The organism is Streptosporangium sp. NPDC048886, from assembly GCF_055586905.1.
This window is the reverse complement of record NZ_JBVJHH010000012.1, coordinates 239,518-261,123: the sequence shown is the minus strand read 5'-3', so window position 1 is coordinate 261,123 and position 21,606 is coordinate 239,518. Positions and strand designations below refer to the sequence as shown.

General features: G+C 70.5%; 20 protein-coding genes and 1 pseudogene. 7 read left to right on the top strand and 14 right to left on the bottom strand.

The genetic code is table 11. The annotated features are described in order from the left end of the window. Positions 1–107: 107 nt before the first annotated feature. The 8 genes from ACZ6R6_RS17675 to ACZ6R6_RS17640 form a co-directional block, all read right to left on the bottom strand. Entirely contained in the window at positions 108–926 is an 819-nt protein-coding gene (locus ACZ6R6_RS17675; RefSeq protein ID WP_470094519.1) for a maleate cis-trans isomerase family protein, read from the bottom strand. After that, entirely contained in the window at positions 919–1,902 is a 984-nt protein-coding gene (locus ACZ6R6_RS17670; RefSeq protein ID WP_470094517.1) for a DMT family transporter, read from the bottom strand. Before ACZ6R6_RS17670 ends, ACZ6R6_RS17675 begins: the two co-directional genes overlap by 8 nt. 199 nt (positions 1,903–2,101) lie before the next feature. Next, complete coding sequence (locus ACZ6R6_RS17665; RefSeq protein ID WP_470094515.1) at positions 2,102–3,466, bottom strand: TrpB-like pyridoxal phosphate-dependent enzyme; 1,365 nt, start codon at positions 3,464–3,466, stop codon at positions 2,102–2,104. Positions 3,467–3,524: 58 nt separating this feature from the next. Continuing rightward, positions 3,525–4,199 (bottom strand): transglutaminase-like domain-containing protein, encoded by a 675-nt coding sequence (locus ACZ6R6_RS17660; protein WP_470094513.1) that lies wholly within the window; start codon positions 4,197–4,199, stop codon positions 3,525–3,527. Positions 4,200–4,240: 41 nt separating this feature from the next. Next, positions 4,241–5,380 (bottom strand): acyl-CoA dehydrogenase family protein, encoded by a 1,140-nt coding sequence (locus tag ACZ6R6_RS17655; protein WP_470094511.1) that lies wholly within the window; start codon positions 5,378–5,380, stop codon positions 4,241–4,243. A gap of 72 nt (positions 5,381–5,452) precedes the next feature. Then, positions 5,453–5,827 carry an ectoine synthase gene (locus ACZ6R6_RS17650; RefSeq protein ID WP_470094509.1) on the bottom strand — a complete coding sequence of 125 codons (375 nt, stop codon included), beginning with the start codon at positions 5,825–5,827 and terminating at the stop codon, positions 5,453–5,455. A gap of 161 nt (positions 5,828–5,988) precedes the next feature. Further along, positions 5,989–6,237, bottom strand: a complete 249-nt coding sequence (locus tag ACZ6R6_RS17645; protein ID WP_306868305.1) for an acyl carrier protein — start codon at positions 6,235–6,237, stop codon at positions 5,989–5,991. 1 nt (position 6,238) lies between these two features. Continuing rightward, on the bottom strand, positions 6,239–7,735 hold the full coding sequence (locus tag ACZ6R6_RS17640; protein ID WP_470094507.1) for an AMP-binding protein: 1,497 nt from the start codon (positions 7,733–7,735) through the stop codon (positions 6,239–6,241). Positions 7,736–8,165: 430 nt separating this feature from the next. Between ACZ6R6_RS17640 and ACZ6R6_RS17635 the strand changes: the two genes are divergently transcribed. The 6 genes from ACZ6R6_RS17635 to ACZ6R6_RS17610 all read left to right on the top strand — a co-directional run bounded on the left by ACZ6R6_RS17635 (position 8,166) and on the right by ACZ6R6_RS17610 (position 13,695). Continuing rightward, complete coding sequence (locus tag ACZ6R6_RS17635) at positions 8,166–9,080, top strand: ATP-binding cassette domain-containing protein (protein ID WP_470094505.1); 915 nt, start codon at positions 8,166–8,168, stop codon at positions 9,078–9,080. 3 nt (positions 9,081–9,083) lie between these two features. Next, positions 9,084–9,878, top strand: a complete 795-nt coding sequence (locus tag ACZ6R6_RS17630) for an ABC transporter permease (protein ID WP_470094503.1) — start codon at positions 9,084–9,086, stop codon at positions 9,876–9,878. Between the two features lie 11 nt (positions 9,879–9,889). Continuing rightward, complete coding sequence (locus ACZ6R6_RS17625; RefSeq protein ID WP_470094501.1) at positions 9,890–11,164, top strand: sensor histidine kinase; 1,275 nt, start codon at positions 9,890–9,892, stop codon at positions 11,162–11,164. After that, complete coding sequence (locus ACZ6R6_RS17620; RefSeq protein ID WP_470094499.1) at positions 11,155–11,799, top strand: response regulator; 645 nt, start codon at positions 11,155–11,157, stop codon at positions 11,797–11,799. The genes ACZ6R6_RS17625 and ACZ6R6_RS17620 overlap by 10 nt, the downstream gene beginning before the upstream one ends. Before the next feature lie 85 nt (positions 11,800–11,884). Further along, the gene (locus tag ACZ6R6_RS17615) at positions 11,885–13,036 is read left to right on the top strand and encodes a sensor histidine kinase (protein ID WP_470094497.1); all 1,152 of its coding nucleotides are present in this window, start codon (positions 11,885–11,887) and stop codon (positions 13,034–13,036) included. Then, on the top strand, positions 13,033–13,695 hold the full coding sequence (locus tag ACZ6R6_RS17610) for a response regulator transcription factor (protein WP_470094495.1): 663 nt from the start codon (positions 13,033–13,035) through the stop codon (positions 13,693–13,695). The genes ACZ6R6_RS17615 and ACZ6R6_RS17610 overlap by 4 nt, the downstream gene beginning before the upstream one ends. 46 nt (positions 13,696–13,741) lie before the next feature. Here ACZ6R6_RS17610 and ACZ6R6_RS17605 read toward each other — a convergent pair whose 3' ends face one another. Both ACZ6R6_RS17605 and ACZ6R6_RS17600 read right to left on the bottom strand, forming a co-directional pair. Further along, entirely contained in the window at positions 13,742–15,565 is a 1,824-nt protein-coding gene (locus tag ACZ6R6_RS17605; protein WP_470094493.1) for an alpha/beta fold hydrolase, read from the bottom strand. A 219-nt stretch (positions 15,566–15,784) separates the two neighbouring features. Then, positions 15,785–15,982: pseudogene (locus ACZ6R6_RS17600) on the bottom strand (integrase core domain-containing protein); the annotation flags it as partial. Between the two features lie 31 nt (positions 15,983–16,013). On the opposite strand from ACZ6R6_RS17600, the gene ACZ6R6_RS17595 reads away from it, so the two are divergent. Continuing rightward, a complete protein-coding gene (locus ACZ6R6_RS17595; RefSeq protein ID WP_470094532.1) occupies positions 16,014–16,319 on the top strand; it encodes an NAD(P)-dependent oxidoreductase in 306 nt (101 codons plus the stop codon). Positions 16,320–16,879: 560 nt separating this feature from the next. Here ACZ6R6_RS17595 and sthA read toward each other — a convergent pair. From sthA to ACZ6R6_RS17575, 4 genes are read right to left on the bottom strand one after another with little or no spacing between them, the layout of a single operon-like run. After that, on the bottom strand, positions 16,880–18,283 hold the full coding sequence (gene sthA, locus ACZ6R6_RS17590; RefSeq protein ID WP_470094491.1) for a Si-specific NAD(P)(+) transhydrogenase: 1,404 nt from the start codon (positions 18,281–18,283) through the stop codon (positions 16,880–16,882). A 49-nt stretch (positions 18,284–18,332) separates the two neighbouring features. Beyond that, entirely contained in the window at positions 18,333–19,019 is a 687-nt protein-coding gene (locus ACZ6R6_RS17585) for a response regulator (protein WP_451931397.1), read from the bottom strand. Positions 19,020–19,029: 10 nt separating this feature from the next. Beyond that, entirely contained in the window at positions 19,030–20,346 is a 1,317-nt protein-coding gene (locus tag ACZ6R6_RS17580; RefSeq protein ID WP_470094489.1) for an MFS transporter, read from the bottom strand. Beyond that, positions 20,346–21,602: a YcaO-like family protein gene (locus tag ACZ6R6_RS17575; protein WP_470094487.1), complete on the bottom strand. Its 1,257-nt coding sequence runs from the start codon at positions 21,600–21,602 to the stop codon at positions 20,346–20,348. Before ACZ6R6_RS17575 ends, ACZ6R6_RS17580 begins: the two co-directional genes overlap by 1 nt. Positions 21,603–21,606 lie beyond the last annotated feature (4 nt).

Sequence of the window (21,606 nt, the reverse complement as noted above, 5' to 3'; positions counted from 1 at the left end):
TCCAGGCCAGCCATCCATGCCTGAAGGTCCTCGGCGGTCACCACGCTCGACATACGGTCAGACTAAGGCATCACAATATGTTGTTGTAGTACTAGGGGCGGTCCGGGCTAGGCGAGCAGCCGGCCCCAGTTCGGCAGGGAGGCGGTCATGCCCGCCGTTCTCAGACTGTGCCAGAGCGCGGCCTGGTTGGAGGTGACGACCGGCAGGCCCAGGTCCCGCTCGAGCAGTTCGATGGCCTCGATGGAGCGCAGGCCGTTGCCCACGACGGCGATCCCGTCCGTGTCGGCCGAGATCGACCGGCGGACCTGGTGGTAGAGGTCCTCGGGCCGGACGTGCCGCTGGCCCTGGCTGTCCCAGATCTCCCACGGCTGCAGCTCCCGCCATCCGATCCCCAGGTCGAAGGGGAGCGTCCCGGCGACGTGGAAGCCGGCCGCGGCGAAGTAGCGCTCCGCCTCCTGGGCGATGGCCGCCTTGAACCAGGGAGGGATGACCAGCAGGGGGCGTTTGACGTCCAGCTCCCGCATGGCGGTCACCAGCGCCTGCGCCGCCGTGATGACGGGCGTGCCGTGCGCCTTGCGGGAGGCCTCCTGCGCGAACCGCTCGTCGAAGCCGGGTCCGCCCAGGAAGCTGCCGGTGACGAAGCAGAGGCATATCGCGTCGAGGCCGATGTGACCGAGCTGGTCGAGGCCGCGGGCGATGTCCGGGGACTCCGCCACCGCCGTGCCGGGCCTGTCGTAGGCGTCGGTCCCGGCCTGGCGGGGGCTGGCGAAGCGGGCGGCGTGGACGGTCACCCCGGCCGGCGCCATCGCCCAGAACTCCGATTCGGGGACGGGGTCCTTGTCGATGACGAGGATGCCGAAGCGTGCCCGCCACCCCGAGCTGTCGGTGCGCTCCTTGGCCCGGTGCGGGCCGGCCAGGTCAGTCATCGCCGCCCCCCACCCGGACGGGAGGAAGGGAGGGCGCGCGCTCCGTGCTCGCCGGCGCCGGAGGGGGCGGCCCGGGGTCCGCCTCCGCCGGGGGACGCGGGCGGAACGAGGCCAGGCGGTTCTCGGCGGCGGCCAGGCCGATCAGGACGGCCACGACGCCCACCACCATGTTCCAGGTCACCGTGTCGCCCAGGAGCAGGGTGCTGGTGAGCATGCCGACCACGGGGACCAGGTAGTTCACCGCGGAGGCGGAGGTGGCTCCGAGATCGCTGATGAGCCGGAAGTAGAGCACGTAGGCCAGGCCGGTGCCGATGGCGCCCAGGATCACGATGCTCGTGACCACCGGCCAGCTGAGCGTGGGGGTCTGCCAGGGCGTGAAGGGCAGCACCGCCCCCTGCAGCAGGGTCGCGGCGACGAGCTGCGAGGCGGCGAGCGCGAGCGGGGCCAGGCCGTGCTGCAGCAGGAAGCGCCGGACGTAGACGGTCTGGGCGGCGTAGCAGGCCGCGGCCCCCAGCACCGCGAGCTGCCCGGTCAGGGATCCGGCGTCGCTGTTCCACGGGGCGATGATCAGGACCACTCCGGCGAATCCCAGCAGGAAGCCGGCGAGCTTGCGCCGGGTCGTCTTCTCCGACGGCAGCAGGATCCACACGGCCACGAGCGTGAGCAGCGGGAGCGCGGCGATGATCACACCGGCCATGGCGGCGCTGGTGTAGCGCTCACCCCAGGCCAGCAGGAGGAAGGGGGCGACCATGCCGAGGATCGCGGCGACGGCGATGTGTCCCCAGATGGCGCCGAAGGCCGGGATCCGCACCCGGCGCAGGCCCACGAAGGCGAGCAGGACCGCGGCCCCCAGGACGATCCGGACGAACACCAGCAGGGCCGGTGTCAGCCCGTCGAGCGAGATCTTGATAAAGGTATAGCTCCCTCCCCAGATGAGCCCGAGGAGGAGGAACTGCAAGACACTCGAACGTTTCATCTCAATTCTCTCTCTTGGTGATGTCGGAGGCTCTGCCGCTCAGGGTGTGTCCCGTGGCCCCCGCCGCCTGCCGCGGGCGGCCGGACGGACGGCCGCCCCGCCGCGCCGTCCGCCCATGACCGCGTCATGAGCGCCCGCGCCCGGGTGTGGCGGCCGTCCGGCCGATCCGCGCTGGGGCGGAGATCCATGGAGCGCGTCCCTAGACGAGGGCCAGCTCGGGGATGCTCGCCAGGCCGTGGTCGAGGACGTCGTCGGAGAGGGCGTCGTCCGGCAGCGTGCCCGCGAAGTACCGCTCGTAGGCGGAGAGGTTGAAGTAGCCGTGGCCGGTCAGGCCGAACAGGATCGCCCGGGACTCGCCCTCCTCCCGGCACCGGATCGCCTCGTCGATCGCGACGCGGACCGCGTGCGTGGACTCCGGCGCCGGCAGGATGCCCTCGGCGTGCAGGAACTGCACGCCGGCCTCGAAGCAGCTGGTCTGGGTCACCGCGACCGCCTCGATGTGCCCCTCCTCCACCGCCCTGCTGACCAGCGGCGCGATGCCGTGGGCGCGCAGCCCTCCGGCGTGCACGGGCGGCGGGACGAACGTGTGGCCCAGCGTGTGCATGCGGTACAGCGGCGTCAGGCCGCCGGAGTCCGCGTAGTCGTAGGCGATGCGGCCCCGGGTCAGCGTCGGGCAGGCGACCGGCTCGACGGCGACGATCCGCAGGTCCCGGCCACCGCGCAGCTTCGCGCCGAGGAAGGGGAACGACAGACCCGCGAGGTTGCTCCCGCCGCCCGAGCAGCCGATCACGATGTCGGGGTAGTCCTCGGCCATCTCCATCTGGCGTATCGCCTCCTGCCCGATCACCGTCTGGTGCGCGCAGACGTGGTTGCTGGCGCTGCCGCGCGTGTAGGCCGCCTCGGGGTTGTCGAAGACCGTCTGCAGCGCCTCGGACTTGGCGACGCCCAGGCTCCCGGGATGGTCCGGGTTCTCGGCGAGGATCGCCCGGCCGGCCTCGGTCTCGGTGCTCGGGCTGGGCACGCAGGTGGCCCCGAAGGTCTCCATGAGGGCACGCCGGTGCGGGTTCTGCTGGTAGCTCACCTTCACCTGGTAGACCTTCGCGGACATGTCGAAGAGCTTGGCGGCGAAGGCCACCGCGCTCCCCCACTGACCGGCGCCGGTGTCGGCGACCAGCAGCGTCTTGCCGGCCTCCTTGTTGTAGTAGGCCTGGGCGATGGCGCTGTTGGGCTTGAAGCTGCCGGTGGGCGCGTCGCCCTCGTACTTGTAGTAGATGCGCGCGGGGGTCCCCAGAGCCTGCTCAAGCCGGCGGGCGCGGAACATGGGGGTGGGCCGCCACTGCGCGTAAACCTGCCGGACGGGCTCGGGGATCTCGAACTCCCGCTCCTTGCTCAACTCCTGCTCGATGAGCGCATCGGGCATCGTCCGCTTCATGTCCTCCCGGGTGATCGGCTGACCGGTCCGCGGATTGATCGGCGGCGCCATGTCGGGCAGATCGGCGGCCAGGTTGTACCAGGTCTGCGGAATATCGGCCTCGGTGAGCTGGTACCTGACTCGATTAATCATCAAAAGCTCCAGTCATCTGAAACAAAATTACGAAAGGAAAAAACCGGTCTGCCGTGCCCTACCGCGCCGTGGCCTCCTCGACCAGGGAGCCCTCCTTGGTGGTGTGCGAGCTCTGGAAGAGCCGGGGGTGGGCCTCGCGGATCCCGTTGACGACGAGCTCGTAGGGGAAGTCGTCGAACTCGCCGTGCCAGTGCACGAATTCCATGTGCCGGCGGCCGTCCTCGTCGAAGGGGTGGTAAACGCTGTCGGCGGTGCCGTCGAATTCGAGCGGGGCGATGCGGTACAGGCGGCACAGCGTCTTGTTGAACACCGGCGTGGCCTTGACCCAGCGCCCGTCCAGATTGACCTGGGTCAGGCTGTGGAAGCGGAAGAGGTCACCGCCGACGAGCTCCCTCAGCCGGTCCGACGCCAGGTGGTTGCGCACGTCGCCCATCACGATGCGGCTGGGGATCCCGACGGCCCGCAGCGCGGTCGCGTAGACCAGCGACTTGTGGACGCAGAACCCGCTCCCCCTGTCGATGATCGCGCTGGCCCTGAGGCCGGCCCGCGACAGGTCGCTCCCGTAGACCTCGTAGCGGATCCCGTCGCGGACCGCGTAGTACAGCTTGATGGCCTTCTCGTTGGGGCCGAGCTCGGCGTCGCCCAGAGCCCGTGAGACGAATTCGCGCACGGTGGAGGACTCGTGGTCGAGGAATTCGGTCGGCCGGCAGAGTTCGTCCAGCTGGAGAGTCATTTCGTCTTCGTCCTTGTCCTGTAGAATTGGTTGGCTGATTCTCAGAGGCCCATCATCGCGGCCACTCGATTGCGCTGGATGTCGGTCGTCCCGGAGTAGATGGTCCCGCCGACGGCGTTTCTCAGATCCCTTTCCAGGCCGAATTCCGCCATATATCCGTTGCCGCCGAAGATCTGCACCGCGGCCAGTGCGGAGGAGAGGTTGGCCTCGCTCGCGAGCAGCTTGCTGATGGCGACGTCGACGGTGACGTTCTCGTTGTTCATCAGGCGGGAGGCGGTTTCGTAGAGCCATCGGCGCGCGTTCTCCACACCGATCTTCATGTCGACGATCTTGTTGGAGATCGACTGGAACGAGCCGATGGGCTTCCCGAACTGGGTCCGCTGCTTGGCGTAGTCCACACACCGCTCCAGGCGGTGCTGCATCTCCCCGACGTTCACGATGAAGGAGCAGAGGATCTCCCACTTCATCACGTGGTCGAGCACCAGGAATCCGGCCCCCGGGCGGCCGATCACGTTGGCCGCCGGGACCGCGCACTCGTCGAAGAAGAGCTCGGCGATCGGAGAGGTCTTCAGCCCCATCTTGTCGATGGGCTTGCCCACGGTGAGGCCCGGCGTGTCCCGTTCGACGAGGAAGGCCGTGATGCCCAGCGGCCCGCCGTCGGGATGGGTGCGGGCGTAGACCACGAACAGGTCCGCGACGGGGGCGTTGCTGACGAAGGTCTTGCTGCCCGACAGGATCCACCGGTCCCCCTCGCGCCTGGCGGTGGTCCGCATCTTCAGCGCGTCGGAACCGCTGTCCGGCTCGCTGATGGCGTGCGCGCCGATCGTGGTCCCGTCGCAGACGCCCGGAAGGTAGCGGGCCTTGAGGTCGGCCGATCCGAACCGCTGGAGGGGCACTCCGGTGCTCACCATGTGGGTGGTCACCGAGAAGCTGAGGCCGCCGTCACGGGAGCCGTGGCCGAGCCCCTCCAGGACGTACATGGTGGTGAGCAGATCCTGGCCGAGGCCACCCCACTGCTCCTCGAACGGGAGCGACAGGATCCCCGACTCGCGGATGATCTTCCATTTGTCTCCGTCGAAGACGGCGTTCTTGTCCCGCTCCAGATGGCCGTCGTTGAGCGCCGTGAACCATTGGGCGAGCCCGTCGCGCAGGTCGCGCTGGTCTTCGGTCCACTTGACCATCGCTGCCTCCTTTCTTGCGGGTAGGAGTGGGACCCCCGCGGTGACCGCCGGGAGTCCCACTGCGGGCGGGTCCTAGTAGTGGGAGAACTCCGCGGCGTCCAGGCTGTGCCGCTCGTCGCCCCTGAGCGCGGGAGAGAAGACGCAGACCAGCCGCAGGTCCTCGTGGGGAGAGGCGATGAGGTAATGGGCGTCATGCAGGTCAAGGGCATAGATCGTCCCCGGTGTGATCGGGTGGGAGTTCCCCTGGAGGTCGATCACCTCTCCACTGCCCTCGATGCAGTAGCACGCTTCCAGGTGGTTGCGATACTCAAGATGGGACTTCGTCCCGGCGTAGACGATGGTGTCGGTGAGGGTGTATCCCATTCCGTCCGACTCCAGCAGGAAACGCCGGCTCAGGCCGTTCCCCCAGTCGACGGTCTTCGACTCGGAAAGGTCTCGAACGATCATGATTTCTGCTCCTTAGTCTGTGTGTTCAATGTCCGTTCATCTGATCCGCGCGCCGATGTCCGCATTGACGGCGCGCCTTCCGTTCACCTGGTCTGCGGGCCGCCGCTCATCCGGGCCGCGGGCCGCCGTTCATTCGGATCGACTGCCGGGCCGGCCCGGATTCAGGCCCGGCCCGCCGTGTCGACGAGGGCCGATATCCTGTTGATCGTCCGGAAGTTGTCCGGGGTCAGTTCGATCGTGTCGGAATCCAGTTGAAACTGGATCTCCAGCCATTCGATGACCCGGAGCAGGCCGAGACTGTCGACTATCCCGCCGTTCAGCAGGTCGTAGTCGGAGTCGAGCTCGCCGGCCCCCACGTCGGGTAGAAATTCACTCAGAATGAATTTCTTGATGGTCGTCGCATTGTCCATGTCATGCCGCCTCTGTCTGACTAGATTTGATGTGGTTACGATCGATCTTTCCTGTGGAGGTCCTGGGGAGCGGACCGTCGACGATCTGCACCGTCGAGGGGATGCCCGCTCCGGGGAGCCGGTCGGCGCAGTGCCGGCGGATCTCCAGGCTGTTCAGCCCGCTGTCGGGACGCCGCCGGAGAGCGGCGTGCAGCCGGTGGCCCGCCCGGGGATCGGGGATGGCGACCACCGCCGCCTCCAGGACCTGACCGTGGGCGAGGAGTGCCTGTTCGACCTCCTGCGTGTTGACCCGCTGACCCCGGATCTTCACCTGGAAGTCGTTGCGCCCCTCGAGCGTGAGCCGGCCGTCCGGGTGCCTGCGCACCAGGTCTCCGGAGCGGAAATAGCGCCGGCCGTCCGGCCGCTCGGGATGCTCGACGAACTTGTCCTCGAGTGAGGCGTTGAGGTATCCGGTGGTCTGGAACGGTGTGGTCACATACAGCTCCCCCACCCCCGGGCCGGCCAGGACTCCGTCGTCGGCCACGAGCAGGGCCTCCACCCCGGGCAGCGGCTCCCCCAGGGGGAGCGGGGAAAGCCGCTCCGACTCGACGTCCACCCGGTGGATGAAACTGTCGTTGGTCTCCGTGCAGCCGTAGAGGTTGTAGAAATTCGCCTCCGGGAACAGCTTGGGCAGCTCCGCCAGGCATCCCGGCTGTATCGCGTCGCCGGTGAAGATGACGTGCCGGGTGGCGTACACCTGCTCGCCGGTCTGCCTGGCGGCGTCCGTCAGCAGCCCGTACAGCATGGGCACCGCCTGGATGACGTCCACCGGGTGGTCGGCCAGCAGGTCGAGCAGCGAGCGCGCGTTCGTGGCCTGGTCCGGATCGACCAGCACCACGCAGCCGCCCTGCTTGAGCGTCGCCCAGATGTCGAGCAGGCACAGGTCGAAGTTGAGGGGGGCGTAGTTGAGCACGGAACGGCCGGGGCCGAGGTCGAACCGGTCGTGCGCCCAGTCGGCGAACCGGTCGACCGCCCCCACCGTCAGCGGGACGATTTTGGGCAGTCCGGTGGAGCCCGAGGTGGTGAGCATGAACGAGACCTGGTCCGGGTCGTCCGGTCCCACCGGCGCCGCGGCGGAGTCCGGAGATCCCGGCTCCACCCGCATCACCTGTGCGACCATGCTCTCCCGGGCCGCGTCCCAGTTGTCGTCCGGCGACACCACATGCGTGCAACGGGCCTGTGTGAACAGCCCGCGCAGCGTGCTCTCCGGCAGACCGGGCGACGGAACGAGAAAGCTCCGGCGGTCCAGCATGGCACCGAGGAGCAGAGCTATCGCCCTCGGCGACTTACGGGCGAGAATGCCCAGTGGACCAGAGCTCAACTCTCTTACCTCGGAATATGCTCCCCACATCATGTCGCACAACTCAGCGTAACTCGTCTCTTTCCCGCACCATATCAACGCGGGCGCGGCGGGACGTATCCGTGCGTGCTCGATCAGTTTCGTGATCACCGAAGCCATGGGCTCCATGGACTCTCCAACCTCCTCACATAAACAGCCGGCGTCGCCTCGCGTCCGCGTAGCCGATGAATTTCCAACCTCGGGCACCCATAAATGCGGCGGCATCTCATAACGGGACCCGGTCCGACACCGCTCCGACATTGAAATCGGCCGGGCAGGTGACTGAGATGTTCATTTTTCAACTCCTCTCCTCGGGTTGCGGTTGTTTCTGTTCTCGCACAACCAACTCTGCGCCCGCCGGCATTCACAGACCAGATATTCCGGTGTCAGCATGCTGTCCGCGGCTGACCGCTTCTTGCCAGGCGGCCGCGGAACGGCCGGTGACCTGCGCGGACAGGGAACAGGCCGGGCTCGTTACGGTTATCCGCCATACGGCTCGGCGGCCCGCCCCCATGGTGGGCGGGCCCGCCGCTGCCTAGCGTTGGCCGACATGATCAGTCTCAGGGGATTGAGCAAGCGTTACGGCGACCGGACGGCCGTCGACGACCTGTCACTGGAGTTGAGACCGGGCACGGTCACCGGCTTCCTGGGGCCGAACGGGGCGGGCAAATCGACGACGATGCGCATGATCCTCGGCCTCGACCGCCCGACAGCGGGCGTGGCACTGGTCGGAGGCATGCCGTACCACGAGATCAGGGACCCGCTGCGGACGGTCGGCGCGCTGCTCGACGCGCGCGCGGTGCATCCGGGGCGCAGCGGGCGCGCGCACCTGCTGGCGCTGGCACGCAGCAACGGCATCGCCAGGAGCCGGGTGGAGGAGGTCCTCGAAACGGTCGGGATGGCGGGCGCGGCGGGCAGGCGGGCCGGCGCGCTGTCGCTGGGCATGAGCCAGCGGCTCGGCATCGCTGCCGCGCTGCTGGGCGACCCCGAGGTGCTGATGTTCGACGAACCGGTCAACGGCCTCGATCCCGACGGCGTGCGCTGGGTCCGCCACCTGATGCGCTCGCTGGCCGACGAGGGCCGCACGGTCTTCGTCTCCAGCCACCTGATGAGCGAGATGCAGCTGACCGCCGACCACCTGGTGGTGATCGGCAGGGGCCGGCTCATCATGGACGCTCCGCTGGCCGAGGTGATCGCGCGCAGCTCGCTGACCGCCGTGGTCGTCCGCAGCCCGCACGCGGGAGATCTCTCCGTACGGCTGAGCGCCGCCGGGATCACCGTGGAACGGCTCGGCGAGAACGAGCTGGTCGCCACCGGCACCGGCCTTGAGCAGGTCGGCGACCTGGCGCACGAGGCGGGCATCCGGCTGCACGAGCTGAGCGCGCGCGAGGCCTCGCTGGAGCAGGCGTACGAGGAACTGACCGCGGGCAGCGTGGAGTACGGCGCGCCGAGAGCGAGGGTGTGAACGATGGGGGTCAAGGAGTTGGGCCACGTGATCGGGGCCGAGTGGACGAAGCTGTGGTCGGTCCGCTCGACCTGGTGGTGCCTGGCCTGCGCGGCCGTGCTCATGGTTCTGAGCGCGGTGACGCTGGGCGGCGCCATGGCGACCGACAGGCTCCGCGACGGCGGCGGGGCGCGCTTCCCGGCGAGCGAGCCGGTGATCTCGGCGACGGCGTTCACCCAGTTCGCACTGGTCACGCTGGCGATGTTGGTGATCACCTCGGAGTACGCCTCCGGCGGCATCCGCACCACGCTGCAGGCCACGCCGGTCCGCGGCCGGCTGCTCGCCGCGAAGGCGCTGGTGATGGCGCCGGCGATGTTCGTGACAGGGGTGGTGTCCGGCGGCGTGGCGACGGTGGTCACCTACGCGGTGCTGTCCGCGGGGCCGTTCGGCGGCTACGCGGCGCTGCCACCCGCCGAGACCGCGCTCGACCTGCTGCGCCTGGGTGTCTTCTCCGCCCTGGTGTCGGTGATGGCGCTCGGCGTGGGCACCGCGATGCGCAGCGCGGCGGGCACCCTGACCGTGGTGTTCATGCTGCTGATGGGCCTGCCGTTCATGCTCCTGATGGCCGGTGGCCAGGCGGCGCTGGAGGTGTCGCTGCGCATGCCGATGTTCGCGGGGCTGGCCTTCATGGGCAGCGCCGAGAACATGACCGGCGGCCCGATCCCCTACCCGGCCGGTGAGGGGCTGGCCTGGCTGCTCGCGTGGGCGGCGGCCGCGGTGGCGGCGGGCTACGCGGTGCTGCGCCGGCGCGACGCCTAGACTTCGCAGTCGTGTCGGACAACCGAGTCGCCCGCATGCTGGTGGGGGTCCTCGCGGGCATGGCCCTCGGCCTGGCCGAGCTGGCCTTCCTCTGCCTGGCCTGGCCGGCGGCCGTGGCTCCGGCCGTACGGCCCGCCGCGGGCCGGGTCGCGGACCGGCTGATGCGGATGGAACGGGCCCGGCTGGCGGCCTGGTTCGACCACGAGACGGCGCACATGGACCCGCCCGGCCACGGACCGGCGCGGGCCGATCGGCCCGGCCACGAGACGGCGCACATGGACCGGCCCGGCCATGCGCCGGCACCGCCCGACCGGCCTGACCACGGACCGGCGCGGGCCGGCGGCCGCGGCGTCCTCGGATTTCTCGCCGTCCGTGCCGTGCTCGGCGTGCTCGGCGGATACGTCTGCCTGTCGGGCCTGTTCGTCAGCGGCCTCTTCCTGATCGGCGGGCTGTGGGGCCTGGTCTCGGGCGAGTCCGAATCGGTGCCGCTGGAGTTTCCGGGCGTCAGGCTGGTCACCAGCGGCTGGGCGCTCGGGCTGACCGGTGGGGTGGTCCTGCTGGCGCTGGTGACGCTGTGGATCCTCGCGCTCGGCACCGCCGAACGGCGCCTGGCCGCCCACTTCCTCGGACCGGGCAGGCAGGAGCTGATGCGCCGGCGCATCGCCGAACTGACCGCGACCCGTTCGGGCATCGTCCGGGCCGTCGACGACGAGCGGCGCAGGATCGAGCGCGACCTGCACGACGGCGTGCAGCAGCGGGGGGTGGCGCTGGCCATGCTGCTGGGCCGCGCCCGACACAGCCCCGACCGGGCCAGGACCGCCGAGCTGGTGAGCCAGGCCTACACCGAGTCGCGCCAGCTCCTCGACGAGCTGCGCAGCGTGGCCTGGCGGATCTACCCGACCGCGCTCGACGAGCTGGGCCTGCGCGCCGCGCTCGCCGGGGCCGCCGAGCGTTCGAGCGTGCCGGTGACCGTGCACTACGGGCTGGCCGACCGGCCCGTCTCCGAGGTCGAGACGGCCCTCTACTTCGTGGCCCGTGAGGCGATCACCAACGCGGTCAAGCACGCGGGGGCACATGACATCCTGGTCGTCCTGACCGAGGACGAGCGGACGGTGAGCGTGGCGATCTCAGACGACGGCGGCGGCGGCGCCGACCCGTCAGGAGGAGGGCTGTCCGGGCTGGCCAGACGCGTCCGGGCGCTCGACGGCGACTTCACCGTCCACAGTCCCGCAGGGGGCCCCACCAAGGTCTCCGCGACGCTGCCCAAGGCGGCGCCGTGCGACTGATCCTGGCCGACGACTCGGTGCTGCTCCGCGAGGGCCTGATCCGGCTGCTCGACGACGCCGGTCACGACGTCGTCGCCGCGGTCGGCGACTCGCGGGCCCTGCTCGACGCCGTCGAACGGCACCGGCCCGACGTGGCCGTCGTCGACGTGCGCATGCCCCCGACCCACACCGACGAGGGGCTGCGGGCCGCGCTGGAGATCCGCGAGCGCTGGCCGGGCGTCGGCGTGCTCGTCCTGTCGCAGTATGTGGAGAAGACCTACGCGGCCACGCTCCTGTCCGGGGCCACCGAGGGCCTGGGCTACCTGCTCAAGGACCGGGTCTCGGAGGTGGCCGACTTCCTCGGCTCGCTGGAGCGCGTGCACGCCGGCGGCGCGGTCTTCGACCCCGAGGTGGTCCGCCAACTGCTGGCCCGCACCACGCACGCCGATCCGCTGAGCAGGCTGAGCGGGCGCGAGAGGGAGGTGCTGGAGCATCTCGCGCAGGGCTTCGTCAACGCGGCCATCGCCGAACGCCTGCACGTGTCGCTGAGCACCGTGGAAAAGCACGTCAACGCCATCCTGGAAAAGCTCGACCTGCCCCGCGACCCCGGCTACAGCCGCAGGGTGCTGGCGATCCTGCGCTACCTCGACGGCTGACCGACCCCGGTCAGGGACCCGCCCCGCGGCGATACGATCGTCTGACACCCCTTGCCCTCCGCCGGCGTCCCCCTATTCTTTGATCATGAGGGGTCCGCGGACGGCGTGGCGGCCACTCTGCCGCCCACGCGTCACCGACTCGCTGACGGCGCTGCTCGTCTGGGTGTTCCAGGCGGTGTTCGCCTTCTCCGTCGGTGTGCGGGTGCCGCCGCTTCTGGTGATGATGCTCGACACCGCCGCTTCGGCGACGCTGCTCTGGCGCCGTGACCGGCCGTTCACCGTCCTGGCGCTCACCGTGGCCTGCCATCTGGTGACTGTCGTGACCGGCCAGGTCACCTGGGTCGGCGGGGCGGCGGTGTGCGCGCTGTACTCCGTCGGCCGGTACGGCGTGCCGCGGCGCGCCTGGATCGCGGCGGTTGCAGTCGACGCCGCCGTCACCGTCACCGCCCAGTTCCTCTTCTCCGTCCGGGACGAGAGACCGTCGACGACAGGGGCGCTCGGGGCGCTGGTCGTCGTCGGGCTCGGTCAGCTGCTGCGGTTCCGCCGGGAGCTCGCCGACCGGGCGCAGGCCGAGCTCGCCGGAGCCGCCGTGCGGGCCGAGCGCCGCCGGATCGCACGCGAGCTGCACGATGTGGTGGCCCATCACATCAGCACGATGAACGTGCTGGTCGGCGCGGCCCGCACGACCATGGCCCGCGATCCGGGGCAGGCTCAGGCCACGCTGCTGACCGTGGAGCGGACCGGGCGCGAGGCCATGGCGGAGATGCGGCAGCTACTGCATGTGCTGCGCGCCGACGACGTCCCCGCGACGGGATCCGCCGGGTACGGGGTGGCCGCGCTGCCCGCGCTGATCGCCAGGGCCGAGGGCACCGGCCTGCCGGTTGAGCTGGAGGTGACCGGTGATCCCGTCGAGCTGGACCCCGCGGTGGACCATGCGCTCTACCGGATCGTCCAGGAGGCGCTGACCAACATCCGCAAGCACGCCGGGAACGCGCGGGCGAGCGTCCGGATCGCCTATCGGCACGGGGAGGTGGAGGTCGAAGTGCTCGACGACGGCCCCGGCGCGGAGGAGGGCGGCCCTGGCACCGGTGCGGCGCCGGGCGGTTTCGGCCTGGACGGCATGGCCGAGCGGGTGGCGGCCTGCGGAGGACGGCTGCGTGCCGGGCCGCGCCCCGGAGGAGGCTTCGAGATCAGCGCCCGCGTCCCCCTGCCCGCCGTACCGGAGGAGAAGACGTGATCAAGATTCTGATCGTGGACGACCATGCGCTGGTCCGCGCGGGATTCCGTATGATCCTGGACGCCCAGGACGACATGAGCGTGACGGGTGAGGCGGGAGACGGCGGGGAGGCGCTGCGCCGTACCCGGGAGCTGCTGCCGGATGTGGTGCTGATGGATCTGCACATGCCAGGCGCCGACGGCATCACCGCCACCGGTGCGATCACCGCCGAACTACCCGGCGTGCGGGTGCTCGCGCTGAGCACCTTCGACCTGGACGAGTACGTCATCGACGCGCTGCGGGCCGGCGCGTCGGGCTTCCTGCCCAAGGACATCTCCCCCGAGGAGCTGGTGGAGGGCGTCCGGGTGGTGCACCGGGGCGAGGCGGCGGTCGCGCCGCGGCTGCTGACCCGCCTGATCGGCACGTTCGTCCGGGCGGCCCGGCCGCGCCGTACGGCCACGCCCGAGGGACTGGCCGGGCTGACCGACCGCGAGCGAGAGGTGCTGACGCTCATCGCCCGCGGCCAGTCCAACACCGAGATCTCCGCGACCTTGCAACTGGCCGCCTCCACCGTGAAGAACCACGTGACGAGCCTGTTCGGAAAGATCGGCGTCCGCGATCGGGCCCAGGCCGTCATCGCCGCCTATGAGGCCGGGCTCATCACCCCCGGGGACTCCTGACACCGGGCGGCGGCGTGGCTGCCGTTTCAAGGGCATGGCCGCCGCCTCAAAAAGTGAACGCGTGCCCGTCGAAGGCGCCGGAGACGGGGGGACGCGCCTGCGCCCGGAACGCCGGCCACGACAGGCGGACCTCGTGCGGCCTGCCGCCGGTTCCGTTGACGAGCAGTCGCGCGGTGGCCTTCCCGCTCCCCTCGAGACGGATGCGGCCGCTGACCGTGAGATCGTCGACGGAGCGGACCTCGTCAAGCGCGATCGTGCCCGCCTTGTCGTCGAAGTCGAGCCGGCCTCCACGCAGACCAGGCTCCGTCTTCAGCAGTGAGTGGACCAACGAGTAGGGGTTACGGCGGGCGCAGGCGTCCTCGACGGTGGCGAAGGCCGCTGCGACGAGTCGCCGTTCCTTGAAGGACAGACCCGAGGCGCGTACCGGCGGCACCTCTCCGGCCGACCGCGGAAAGGCCCCGACCGCGCGATAGTTCTCCGCGCTGCACCGGGAGGGAGGGACCGGACGGGACGGATCGCTCAGGAAGGACCGCATCACTGCGCGGACGCACCGGTTGACCCGCTGGTCTCCCCAGGCGAGGCTGTGCCCGCCGAAGCGGACCCGGATGAACGTGCTGTCCGGGAAACGCCGGACTGTCCGCGCGACCTCCGCCGGGCGGTGGGTGTCGAAGTCCCCGCCCACCGCCAGGACCGGCACCGGCGGGTATCCGGTGTCCGCTGGCACCGGCGGGCTGTGACGCGGAGTCCGCCAGTTCACGCAGAACTCCAGGGGTGTCTTTCCTCCCAGCTCGGCGACGGTGAACGGCCTCAGCGGGCGTTCCTTGAGGTAGTGGCGCTCAAGCTGGCGGCTGCGTTCGGCCGGTGACGCGTCCCTGCCGAACGGCAACGCGCCGTCGCCGCACCGGTAGGCCAGATATCCCGCCCAGTGTGCTCCCTCCAGCGCAGGGGTCGGGCCCGTGCCCACGGCCCGGGCGAGCCGGTGCAGCGCGGCCCGATCGCCGTGCAGGTAGGCCGCGGCGGCGGCGTTGGTTTCACGGCCGAACACCGGCTGGAAGAGACTGGCCCCTACGGCGGCGAGCGCGGTGAGCGGCACCCGCGGGTCAGGGTGAGCGCGCAGACGCGCCACGAGCCGTGTCCAGGTGCCGCGGGGCGTGCCGGGCAGTGCCCGGCACGCACGGGAGGGCGCGCAGACGAGGTCGAGGGAGTCAAGCCGGGTCCGGACCGGCCAGCTCGCGTAGCCCTCCGGGGTCGTGGTCACGGTGCTGTCGAGGAACACCGCGGCGGTGCTTTCGGGATAGCGGGTCGCGTACGCCTGGGCGGACAGCGTGCCGTAGGAATTGCCGTAGAACGTCACCTTGGAGACGCCCAGGGCCTGGCGGACCGCGTTCATGTCGGCCACAGCCTGGTCGGTGGTGAAGAACTGCACGCGGGGACCCAGACGCGCGGCGCACTCGCCGATGGTCTCCGGGAGGTTCAGGTTGAGGCCGGGGCAGCGCAGCGGGGTGGACTTGCCCAGTCCGCGGGGCTCGACCACCAGCAGGTTCTGCCTATCGAGCACCGGGCCGAGTGTCTCCTCGATGATCGGCATGTCGGGTAGCGCGGGGGCGGGCCCACCCGGGGCGGCGAGAACGGTGCCGGCCGCGCCCTTCCGGGGCAGCCAGGCGAATGCCACGGTGATGCGCTCCGATGACGGATCGCTCCAGTCGAGGGGCACCGAGATCGCGCCGTCACATCGGGTCGTCGCCTTGGCGCACTCATGGAGCTGCTCCGCAGCGGCCGCGGGAACGCCGGGTAAGGCGGATAAAGCGGGTAATGCGGGTAAGGCGGCCGGCGCCATGATCGCGGCGATCATCAGATTCCTGATTCTCATGCCTTCAGCGTCGCCCCCGGCGCCTCCGATCCCATCCTTCCCTGAGACCATCTCTCGCCTGGGAGGAGGGTCCCACGCTCCGCCGCTCCAGGAGCCTGGTCCCGGAGAGCCTTCGACGTGTCCGTACAGCGGTGTGGGATACAGCGACGGGCTCATGGGCGTCCCCTCAAGAGGGGGGAAGGCTGTTGGGGGGCTCCCCCCTGAACGTGGACACCGAATTCAGGCGGCGGGCTTCAGGCTACCTGCAGCTTTCTCGTAATCGACCGGGCTGATCTGGCCGAGGCGGGAATGCCGCCTGACCGTGTTGTATCGGGTGATCCAGCCGAACACGGCCAGGCGGGCTGCTCGGGCATCGGGCCAGTGGCGCGCCCCCTGCAGGGTCTCGCGTTTGAGGGTCGCGTTGAACGACTCGGCCGCCATCCTCATCAACACCGCGCGGGGACCCATCGTGGAGGATGCGGCGATCCACCAGGCACTCACCGAAGGATGGATCGCCGGCGCAGCGCTGGACGACCTCGAGGAGGAACCCGCGAAACAACGCGACCGGCGCCCGCGCAACCCCCTCCTCAAGCTGCCCAACGTGATCGTCACGCCCCGCTCCGCCTACTACTCCGAGGAGGCCATCACAACGGTCCGGCACGTCGCCGCCGAAGAGGCCGTGCGGGTCCTGACCGGGCAACCGGCGCGTTTCCCAGTAAACGACGTGACGGCCGGCTTCCGTCCGCACGGGGCTGACCCCTCGAACCAATTCTGATCACGCCTGCAGCGGCCATGGTTGCGGAGCCCGAGGAGATCCTCACGCCGCAGGCCGAGGCAGAGCACCAGGACACAGAGGGCGGTCGGTCGGTGTTCCCGGCGGCCTTGAGCACCGCACCGGCTCGGGGCACGGTCAGGCCGCGGTCGACCTTGTACTTGGACATCAGGATCTTGATCTTGATGAGCGTCTTGTCTCGGTTTCGAAGGTCCGCGCCCCCTTGCCCGCCGGGTGGACGATCACCGCGTGGAACGCCTCACGAAGGTAGACCCGCCTGGTCGACAAGGGGAAGCCACCCTCCTCCGGCAGGTGCCGGCGCCGCCGTACGAGATCTGCGCCGACCGACGCCCGCCCTGCGCTGCTGGATCTGCGCGGCGTGCGTGCTTTCTCCGTCCCTGGCGCGACTGTCTCCCGCTCCAGGTCCGGCGCGTTCCTGAAGAACGGTTCGCCGGTGATGTTCTTCAGCCGCCATTGCCTGTTCGGCCCGTCGAGTTGCGTCCGAACGGCGTCGAGTTCGGCCTGTCGTGACGGTCGTCGGTGGGCACGCCCCTGTTCCCGGCTCACAGCTCGAAGCGGGCCACCCGCCTGAGTTTGTTCATCGCGTCCAGGGCGGCGACCTTGTAGGACTCGGCCAGGGTGGGGTAGTTGAAGACGGCGTCGACGAGATAGTCGATGGTGCCGCCGCAGCCCATCACGGCCTGGCCGATGTGCAGCAGCTCGGTGGCGCCGGTGCCGAAGACGTGCACGCCCAAAAGCGCCCGGGTCTCCGGGGAGACCAGCAGCTTCAGCATGCCGTAGGTGTCGCCGATGATCTGCCCGCGGGCGAGCTCGCGGTAGCGGGAGATGCCGACCTCGAAGGGGACGTGGGAGTGGGTGAGCTCGTCCTCGGTGCGGCCGATGAAACTGATCTCGGGGATGGTGTAGATGCCGATCGGCTGCAGGTGGTGGATGCCGGGCAGGGGGTCGCCGCAGGCGTGGTGGGCGGCGATGCGGCCCTGCTCCATGGAGGTGGCGGCCAGGGAGGGGAAGCCGATGACGTCGCCGACGGCATAGATGTGCTCCACCGCGGTGCGGTAGTGCTCATCGACACCGATGCGGCCGCGCCCGTCGGCGGCCAGGCCCGCCCGCTCCAGGGTGAGCCGGTCGGTCATGCCGTGCCGGCCGGCCGAGTACATCACGGTCTCGGCGGGGATCTTCTTGCCGCTCTCCAGGACGGTCAGCGCGCCGCGGGCGCGTTTCTCCACGGCGGCGACGGTCTCGTCGAAGCGGAAGGTCACCGCCAGATCCCGCAGGTGATACTTGAGCGCCTCGACGATCTCCAGGTCGCAGAAGTCGAGCATCCGCTCACGGCGTTCGACGACGGTGACCTTGGTGCCCAGGGCGGCGAACATGGAGGCGTACTCGATACCGATCACCCCGGCGCCGACGACCACCATCGAGTCCGGCACGTCCCGCAGGTGCAGGATGCCGTCGGAGTCGATGATCGTGTGCTCGTCGAACTCCACGGTGTCGGGCCGGGCCGGGCGGGTGCCGGTCGCGATGATGATCTTCTCCGCGGTGATCGCGACCTCGTGCCCCTTGTCGTCGACCACGCCGACGGTGTGCGGATCCACGAAATGCCCCATGCCGTGCAGGATCGCCACATGGTTACGGGCCAGCTGGCTCCGGATCACATCGATCTCCCGGCCGATCACGTGCTGGGTGCGGATCCCCAGATCGGCCGCGGTGATCTCATCCTTGACCCGGTAACTCTGGCCGTACATGCCGCGCTGGTTGAGACCGGTCAGGTGGATCACGGCTTCGCGCAGCGTCTTGGACGGGATCGTGCCGGTGTTGATGCAGACGCCGCCGATCATGTTACGGCGCTCGACCACCGCGACCCGCCGTTCGAGCTTCGCCGCGGCGATCGCCGCCTTCTGCCCACCCGGCCCGGACCCCAGGACGAGAACATCGAAGTCCCACATAAGGCTCAGTCTGCGCGCCGCAGGCGACCGAAAGAAGACCCCGTGCGGATCACCCTGAACCACCAGGGGAGATCAGCCCGGTCTCGTAGGCGACCACGACGGCCTGGACCCGGTCGCGGAGGCCGAGTTTGGACAGGATCCGGGCGACGTGGGTCTTGACCGTCGTCGGGCTGAGGGTCAACCGGTCGGCGAGTTCGGCGTTGCTCAGGCCGGTGGCGAGCAGGCGCAGCACCTCCAGCTCCCGTGGTGTCAGCTCGGACAGATCCCGGTGGAGGGCGGCCCCGGTGTCGTCGCGAGGGGCGAAACGCTCGACCAGGCGGCGGGTGATCGTCGGCGCGAGCAGGGCGTCGCCGGAGCGCACCAGGCGCACCGCGGCCACCAGGTGCTCGGGGGTGACGTCCTTGAGCAGGAAGCCGCTGGCGCCGGCGGCCAGGGCCGTGTAGACGTAGTGGTCGAGATCGTAGGTGGTCAGGATGAGGACGCGGGTCTCGTCGGCCCCGCCGGCCAGGATCCGCCGGGTGGCCTCGATGCCGTCCATCTGCGGCATCCGGATGTCCATGAGCACGACGTCGGGCCTGGTGCGCCGGACGGCGGCGACCGCCTCGGCGCCGTTGGCCGCCTCGGCCGCCACCTCGATGCCGTCGGCGGCGAGGATCATCCGGAACCCGGTGCGGACCAGCGCCTGGTCGTCGGCGATGACGGCGCGCAGCGGCCGGCGTCGTTCTTCTGTCTCCACAGGCACATTGTCACGCCTGCCCCCTCCTGCCGCATCCGCCCCGGTGGCCAGGGCCGTGTCCTTGAGGAGTACGTCGCGAGGATGACACCGCGGCCGGATCCTCCCGGGAGATGCCCGACATCGAGGTGTCCGACATCGGGGTGGCGGCCGGCGCGTGTGGACGCCGGCCGCGGAGGGCGTGCGCCGCGGCGCAGCAGACGGTCAACCCGACTACGGCCAGCAGGACGCGGTGGTCGACGACTGAGACCAGCACCGCGCCTGCGACCAGGGACAGGAGTTGGGCGGCCCCGGCCGCGGCCTCGAAGGCGGTGGAGACCCGGCCGACGAGGTGACCGGGGCTGCGGCGCTGCACGAGGGTCGTCCTGGCCACACCGGCCAGGGTCAGGCCGGCGCCCGCCACCGTCATCGCGGCCAGCACGACCGCCTCGACGGGGACCGTCCACAGCATGACCGCCACGCCGTACAGGGCGATGCCCGTGCCGATCGCGGCCGGCTCGCCCCGGCGCGCGATCACCGCGGCCCCGCACAGCCCGCCGACGACCGCCCCCACGCCCATCGCGGTGGAGGTGAGAGCGGTGAACTCCGGGGACCTGCCGAGGCCCCGGTCGATGACCGCGAAGATCAGCGACTCGGTCATCCCGGCCAGCGTGAACATCAGGCAGAACGCCCCGGCCGCGCGGCGCAGGGCCGGGTCCGCGACCAGGTGCCGGGCCCCGGCCCAGAACTCCTCGCGCCGGTGGCCACGCGGCGCGGCCGGGACGGGGGGCGGCGCCGGCAGCGCCGCGAAGGCCGCCGCGGCGACGAGGAAGGTGACCGCGTCGAGCAGGACGACCGCGCCGATGCCGTAGCCGGTGTAGACGGCCACCCCCAGCAGCGGCCCGAGCAGGCGCAGCCCCTGCCGGGCGGTCTGCAGCGCGCCGTTGGCCTCGGCGAGGAGGTCGTCGGGCAGGACGCTCTTCAGCAGCCCGCTGAGCGCCCCGGACACCGCCGCGTACGAGCAGCCCATGGCCGCCGACACCGGATAGACCAGCCAGAAGGTGTCCCTGCCGGTCACCGCGGTCAGCGGGGCCAGGCTGACCGCCGACAGCAGGCACGTGGCGACGAGGAACCTCCTGCGGTCGACCCGGTCGATCACCTGGCCCAGGAGGGGGGACAGGCACAGGGGCAGTGTGAAGAAGAACAGGGTCAGCCCCGCCGCGCCGTCCGAGCCGGTGAGCTTCTTGGCCAGGATCGCCGGGACCAGCAGCAACGAGGCGTCGCCCAGCAGGCTGGTGACCATGCCGGAGTAGATGATCCGGAACCGGCGACGGCGCAGGACCGCCCGCATCACCGGTGACCGGCGAGCCGCCGTACGGCCCGGCCCGTCGGGAACACCGGGACGGCGCTGTGGACCATGGCGAACGTCTCCAGGCCGGGCACGATCACCGTCAGGACCGGGCACCTGTCGTGCGCGGGGTTCCAGCGGAAGGTGTAGGCGGCGAACCCGGCACGCTCCAGCGTCTTCAGGATCGCGGCGATCTGCCCGTCGACGTCTCCGGCCCCACGCCCGCAGCCGCCTTCCGGCCCGGGCAGCCGCGCGTCGAACACGAGGCGGTCGAGCAGCGGGGCCGGGTCGAGCCTGGCGCAGCGCTCCAGCAGCGGCCACCGCCGCAGGCTCTCCAGCCTGCGATCGAGGGTGAGGTCCACCCCGAGCGACATGTTGAACGAGGACTGGATCACCTCGCCGAGCGCGCGCTCCACGGCGTACTCGGGGTCGAGGGAGGCTCCGGAGCCGACCACCCCGGGATGGGGGCCGACGCGCGAAGGGAGCGCACAGTAGGCGGGGACGCCCAGGTCGGAGGTGATGTCGATGATGAGCGGGGGCGCGCCGAGCCGGGCCGCCGCCTCGTCGTGGAGGCGGCGCAGATCGGGCGGGAGGAGATCGGGGCCGAGCCCGGACAGCGGCGACCGCCCGTCGAGATACCAGTCGAGGAGGGCGTGGGAGAGCGCGTCGCGCTCGATGACCTCCAGCAGACCGTGCAGGACCGCCTCCGGCTCGGTGACCCCGCTGGCGGTGCCGCTGTCGTAGGCGTAGCGGAGGTAGGGCTCGTAGCGCAGGTCGTCGCCGGGGATCGGGTGGCTGCGGCAGGACGGCGACCGGGCGAAGGCCGGATACCACAGCGCGGGCAGCTCCGGGTTGAGGGGTTCGGCCCGCAGGCAGGCGAGGTCGACGTCCGGATAGTCGCGGGCGAGCCGGTGGATCATCTCCTCCCCGCACAGCTCCGGCTGGGCCACCACGGTGGCGATGGGCACCACCCGGGCCCGTCGGCGGTCGCCGGCGAGCCCGGCCTGGCCCTCCTCGTGCTGGAGGTGCTGCCACGCCTCGAACAGCGCGCTGACCGTGCTCTGCGCACCGGCTCCCTTGCCGAGGGAGGCGGTGAGCACGCGCCCGGCCGAGTCGCGGACGGTGCAGCGGTGCACGGGGAACTCCGGCGAGCCCGTGGAGAGGAAGTCCGCCGAGAGGCCGGCGGCGGCGAGCACCGACTCGATGACCGACAGCGCTTCGGCCAGACCGGCGCAGCGTTCGCGCTGGGCGCGTGTCACCACT

Coding starts and splice junctions, on each gene's coding strand:
- ACZ6R6_RS17615 (WP_470094497.1), top strand. CDS start 11,885: ATGAGGGGTCCGCGGACGGCGTGGCGGCCACTCTGCCGCCCACGCGTC.
- ACZ6R6_RS17605 (WP_470094493.1), bottom strand. CDS start 15,565: ATGAGAATCAGGAATCTGATGATCGCCGCGATCATGGCGCCGGCCGCC.
- ACZ6R6_RS17675 (WP_470094519.1), bottom strand. CDS start 926: ATGACTGACCTGGCCGGCCCGCACCGGGCCAAGGAGCGCACCGACAGC.
- ACZ6R6_RS17645 (WP_306868305.1), bottom strand. CDS start 6,237: ATGGACAATGCGACGACCATCAAGAAATTCATTCTGAGTGAATTTCTA.
- ACZ6R6_RS17650 (WP_470094509.1), bottom strand. CDS start 5,827: ATGATCGTTCGAGACCTTTCCGAGTCGAAGACCGTCGACTGGGGGAAC.
- ACZ6R6_RS17640 (WP_470094507.1), bottom strand. CDS start 7,735: ATGGCTTCGGTGATCACGAAACTGATCGAGCACGCACGGATACGTCCC.
- ACZ6R6_RS17630 (WP_470094503.1), top strand. CDS start 9,084: ATGGGGGTCAAGGAGTTGGGCCACGTGATCGGGGCCGAGTGGACGAAG.
- ACZ6R6_RS17635 (WP_470094505.1), top strand. CDS start 8,166: ATGATCAGTCTCAGGGGATTGAGCAAGCGTTACGGCGACCGGACGGCC.
- ACZ6R6_RS17655 (WP_470094511.1), bottom strand. CDS start 5,380: ATGGTCAAGTGGACCGAAGACCAGCGCGACCTGCGCGACGGGCTCGCC.
- sthA (WP_470094491.1), bottom strand. CDS start 18,283: ATGTGGGACTTCGATGTTCTCGTCCTGGGGTCCGGGCCGGGTGGGCAG.
- ACZ6R6_RS17665 (WP_470094515.1), bottom strand. CDS start 3,466: ATGATTAATCGAGTCAGGTACCAGCTCACCGAGGCCGATATTCCGCAG.
- ACZ6R6_RS17580 (WP_470094489.1), bottom strand. CDS start 20,346: ATGCGGGCGGTCCTGCGCCGTCGCCGGTTCCGGATCATCTACTCCGGC.
- ACZ6R6_RS17670 (WP_470094517.1), bottom strand. CDS start 1,902: ATGAAACGTTCGAGTGTCTTGCAGTTCCTCCTCCTCGGGCTCATCTGG.
- ACZ6R6_RS17660 (WP_470094513.1), bottom strand. CDS start 4,199: ATGACTCTCCAGCTGGACGAACTCTGCCGGCCGACCGAATTCCTCGAC.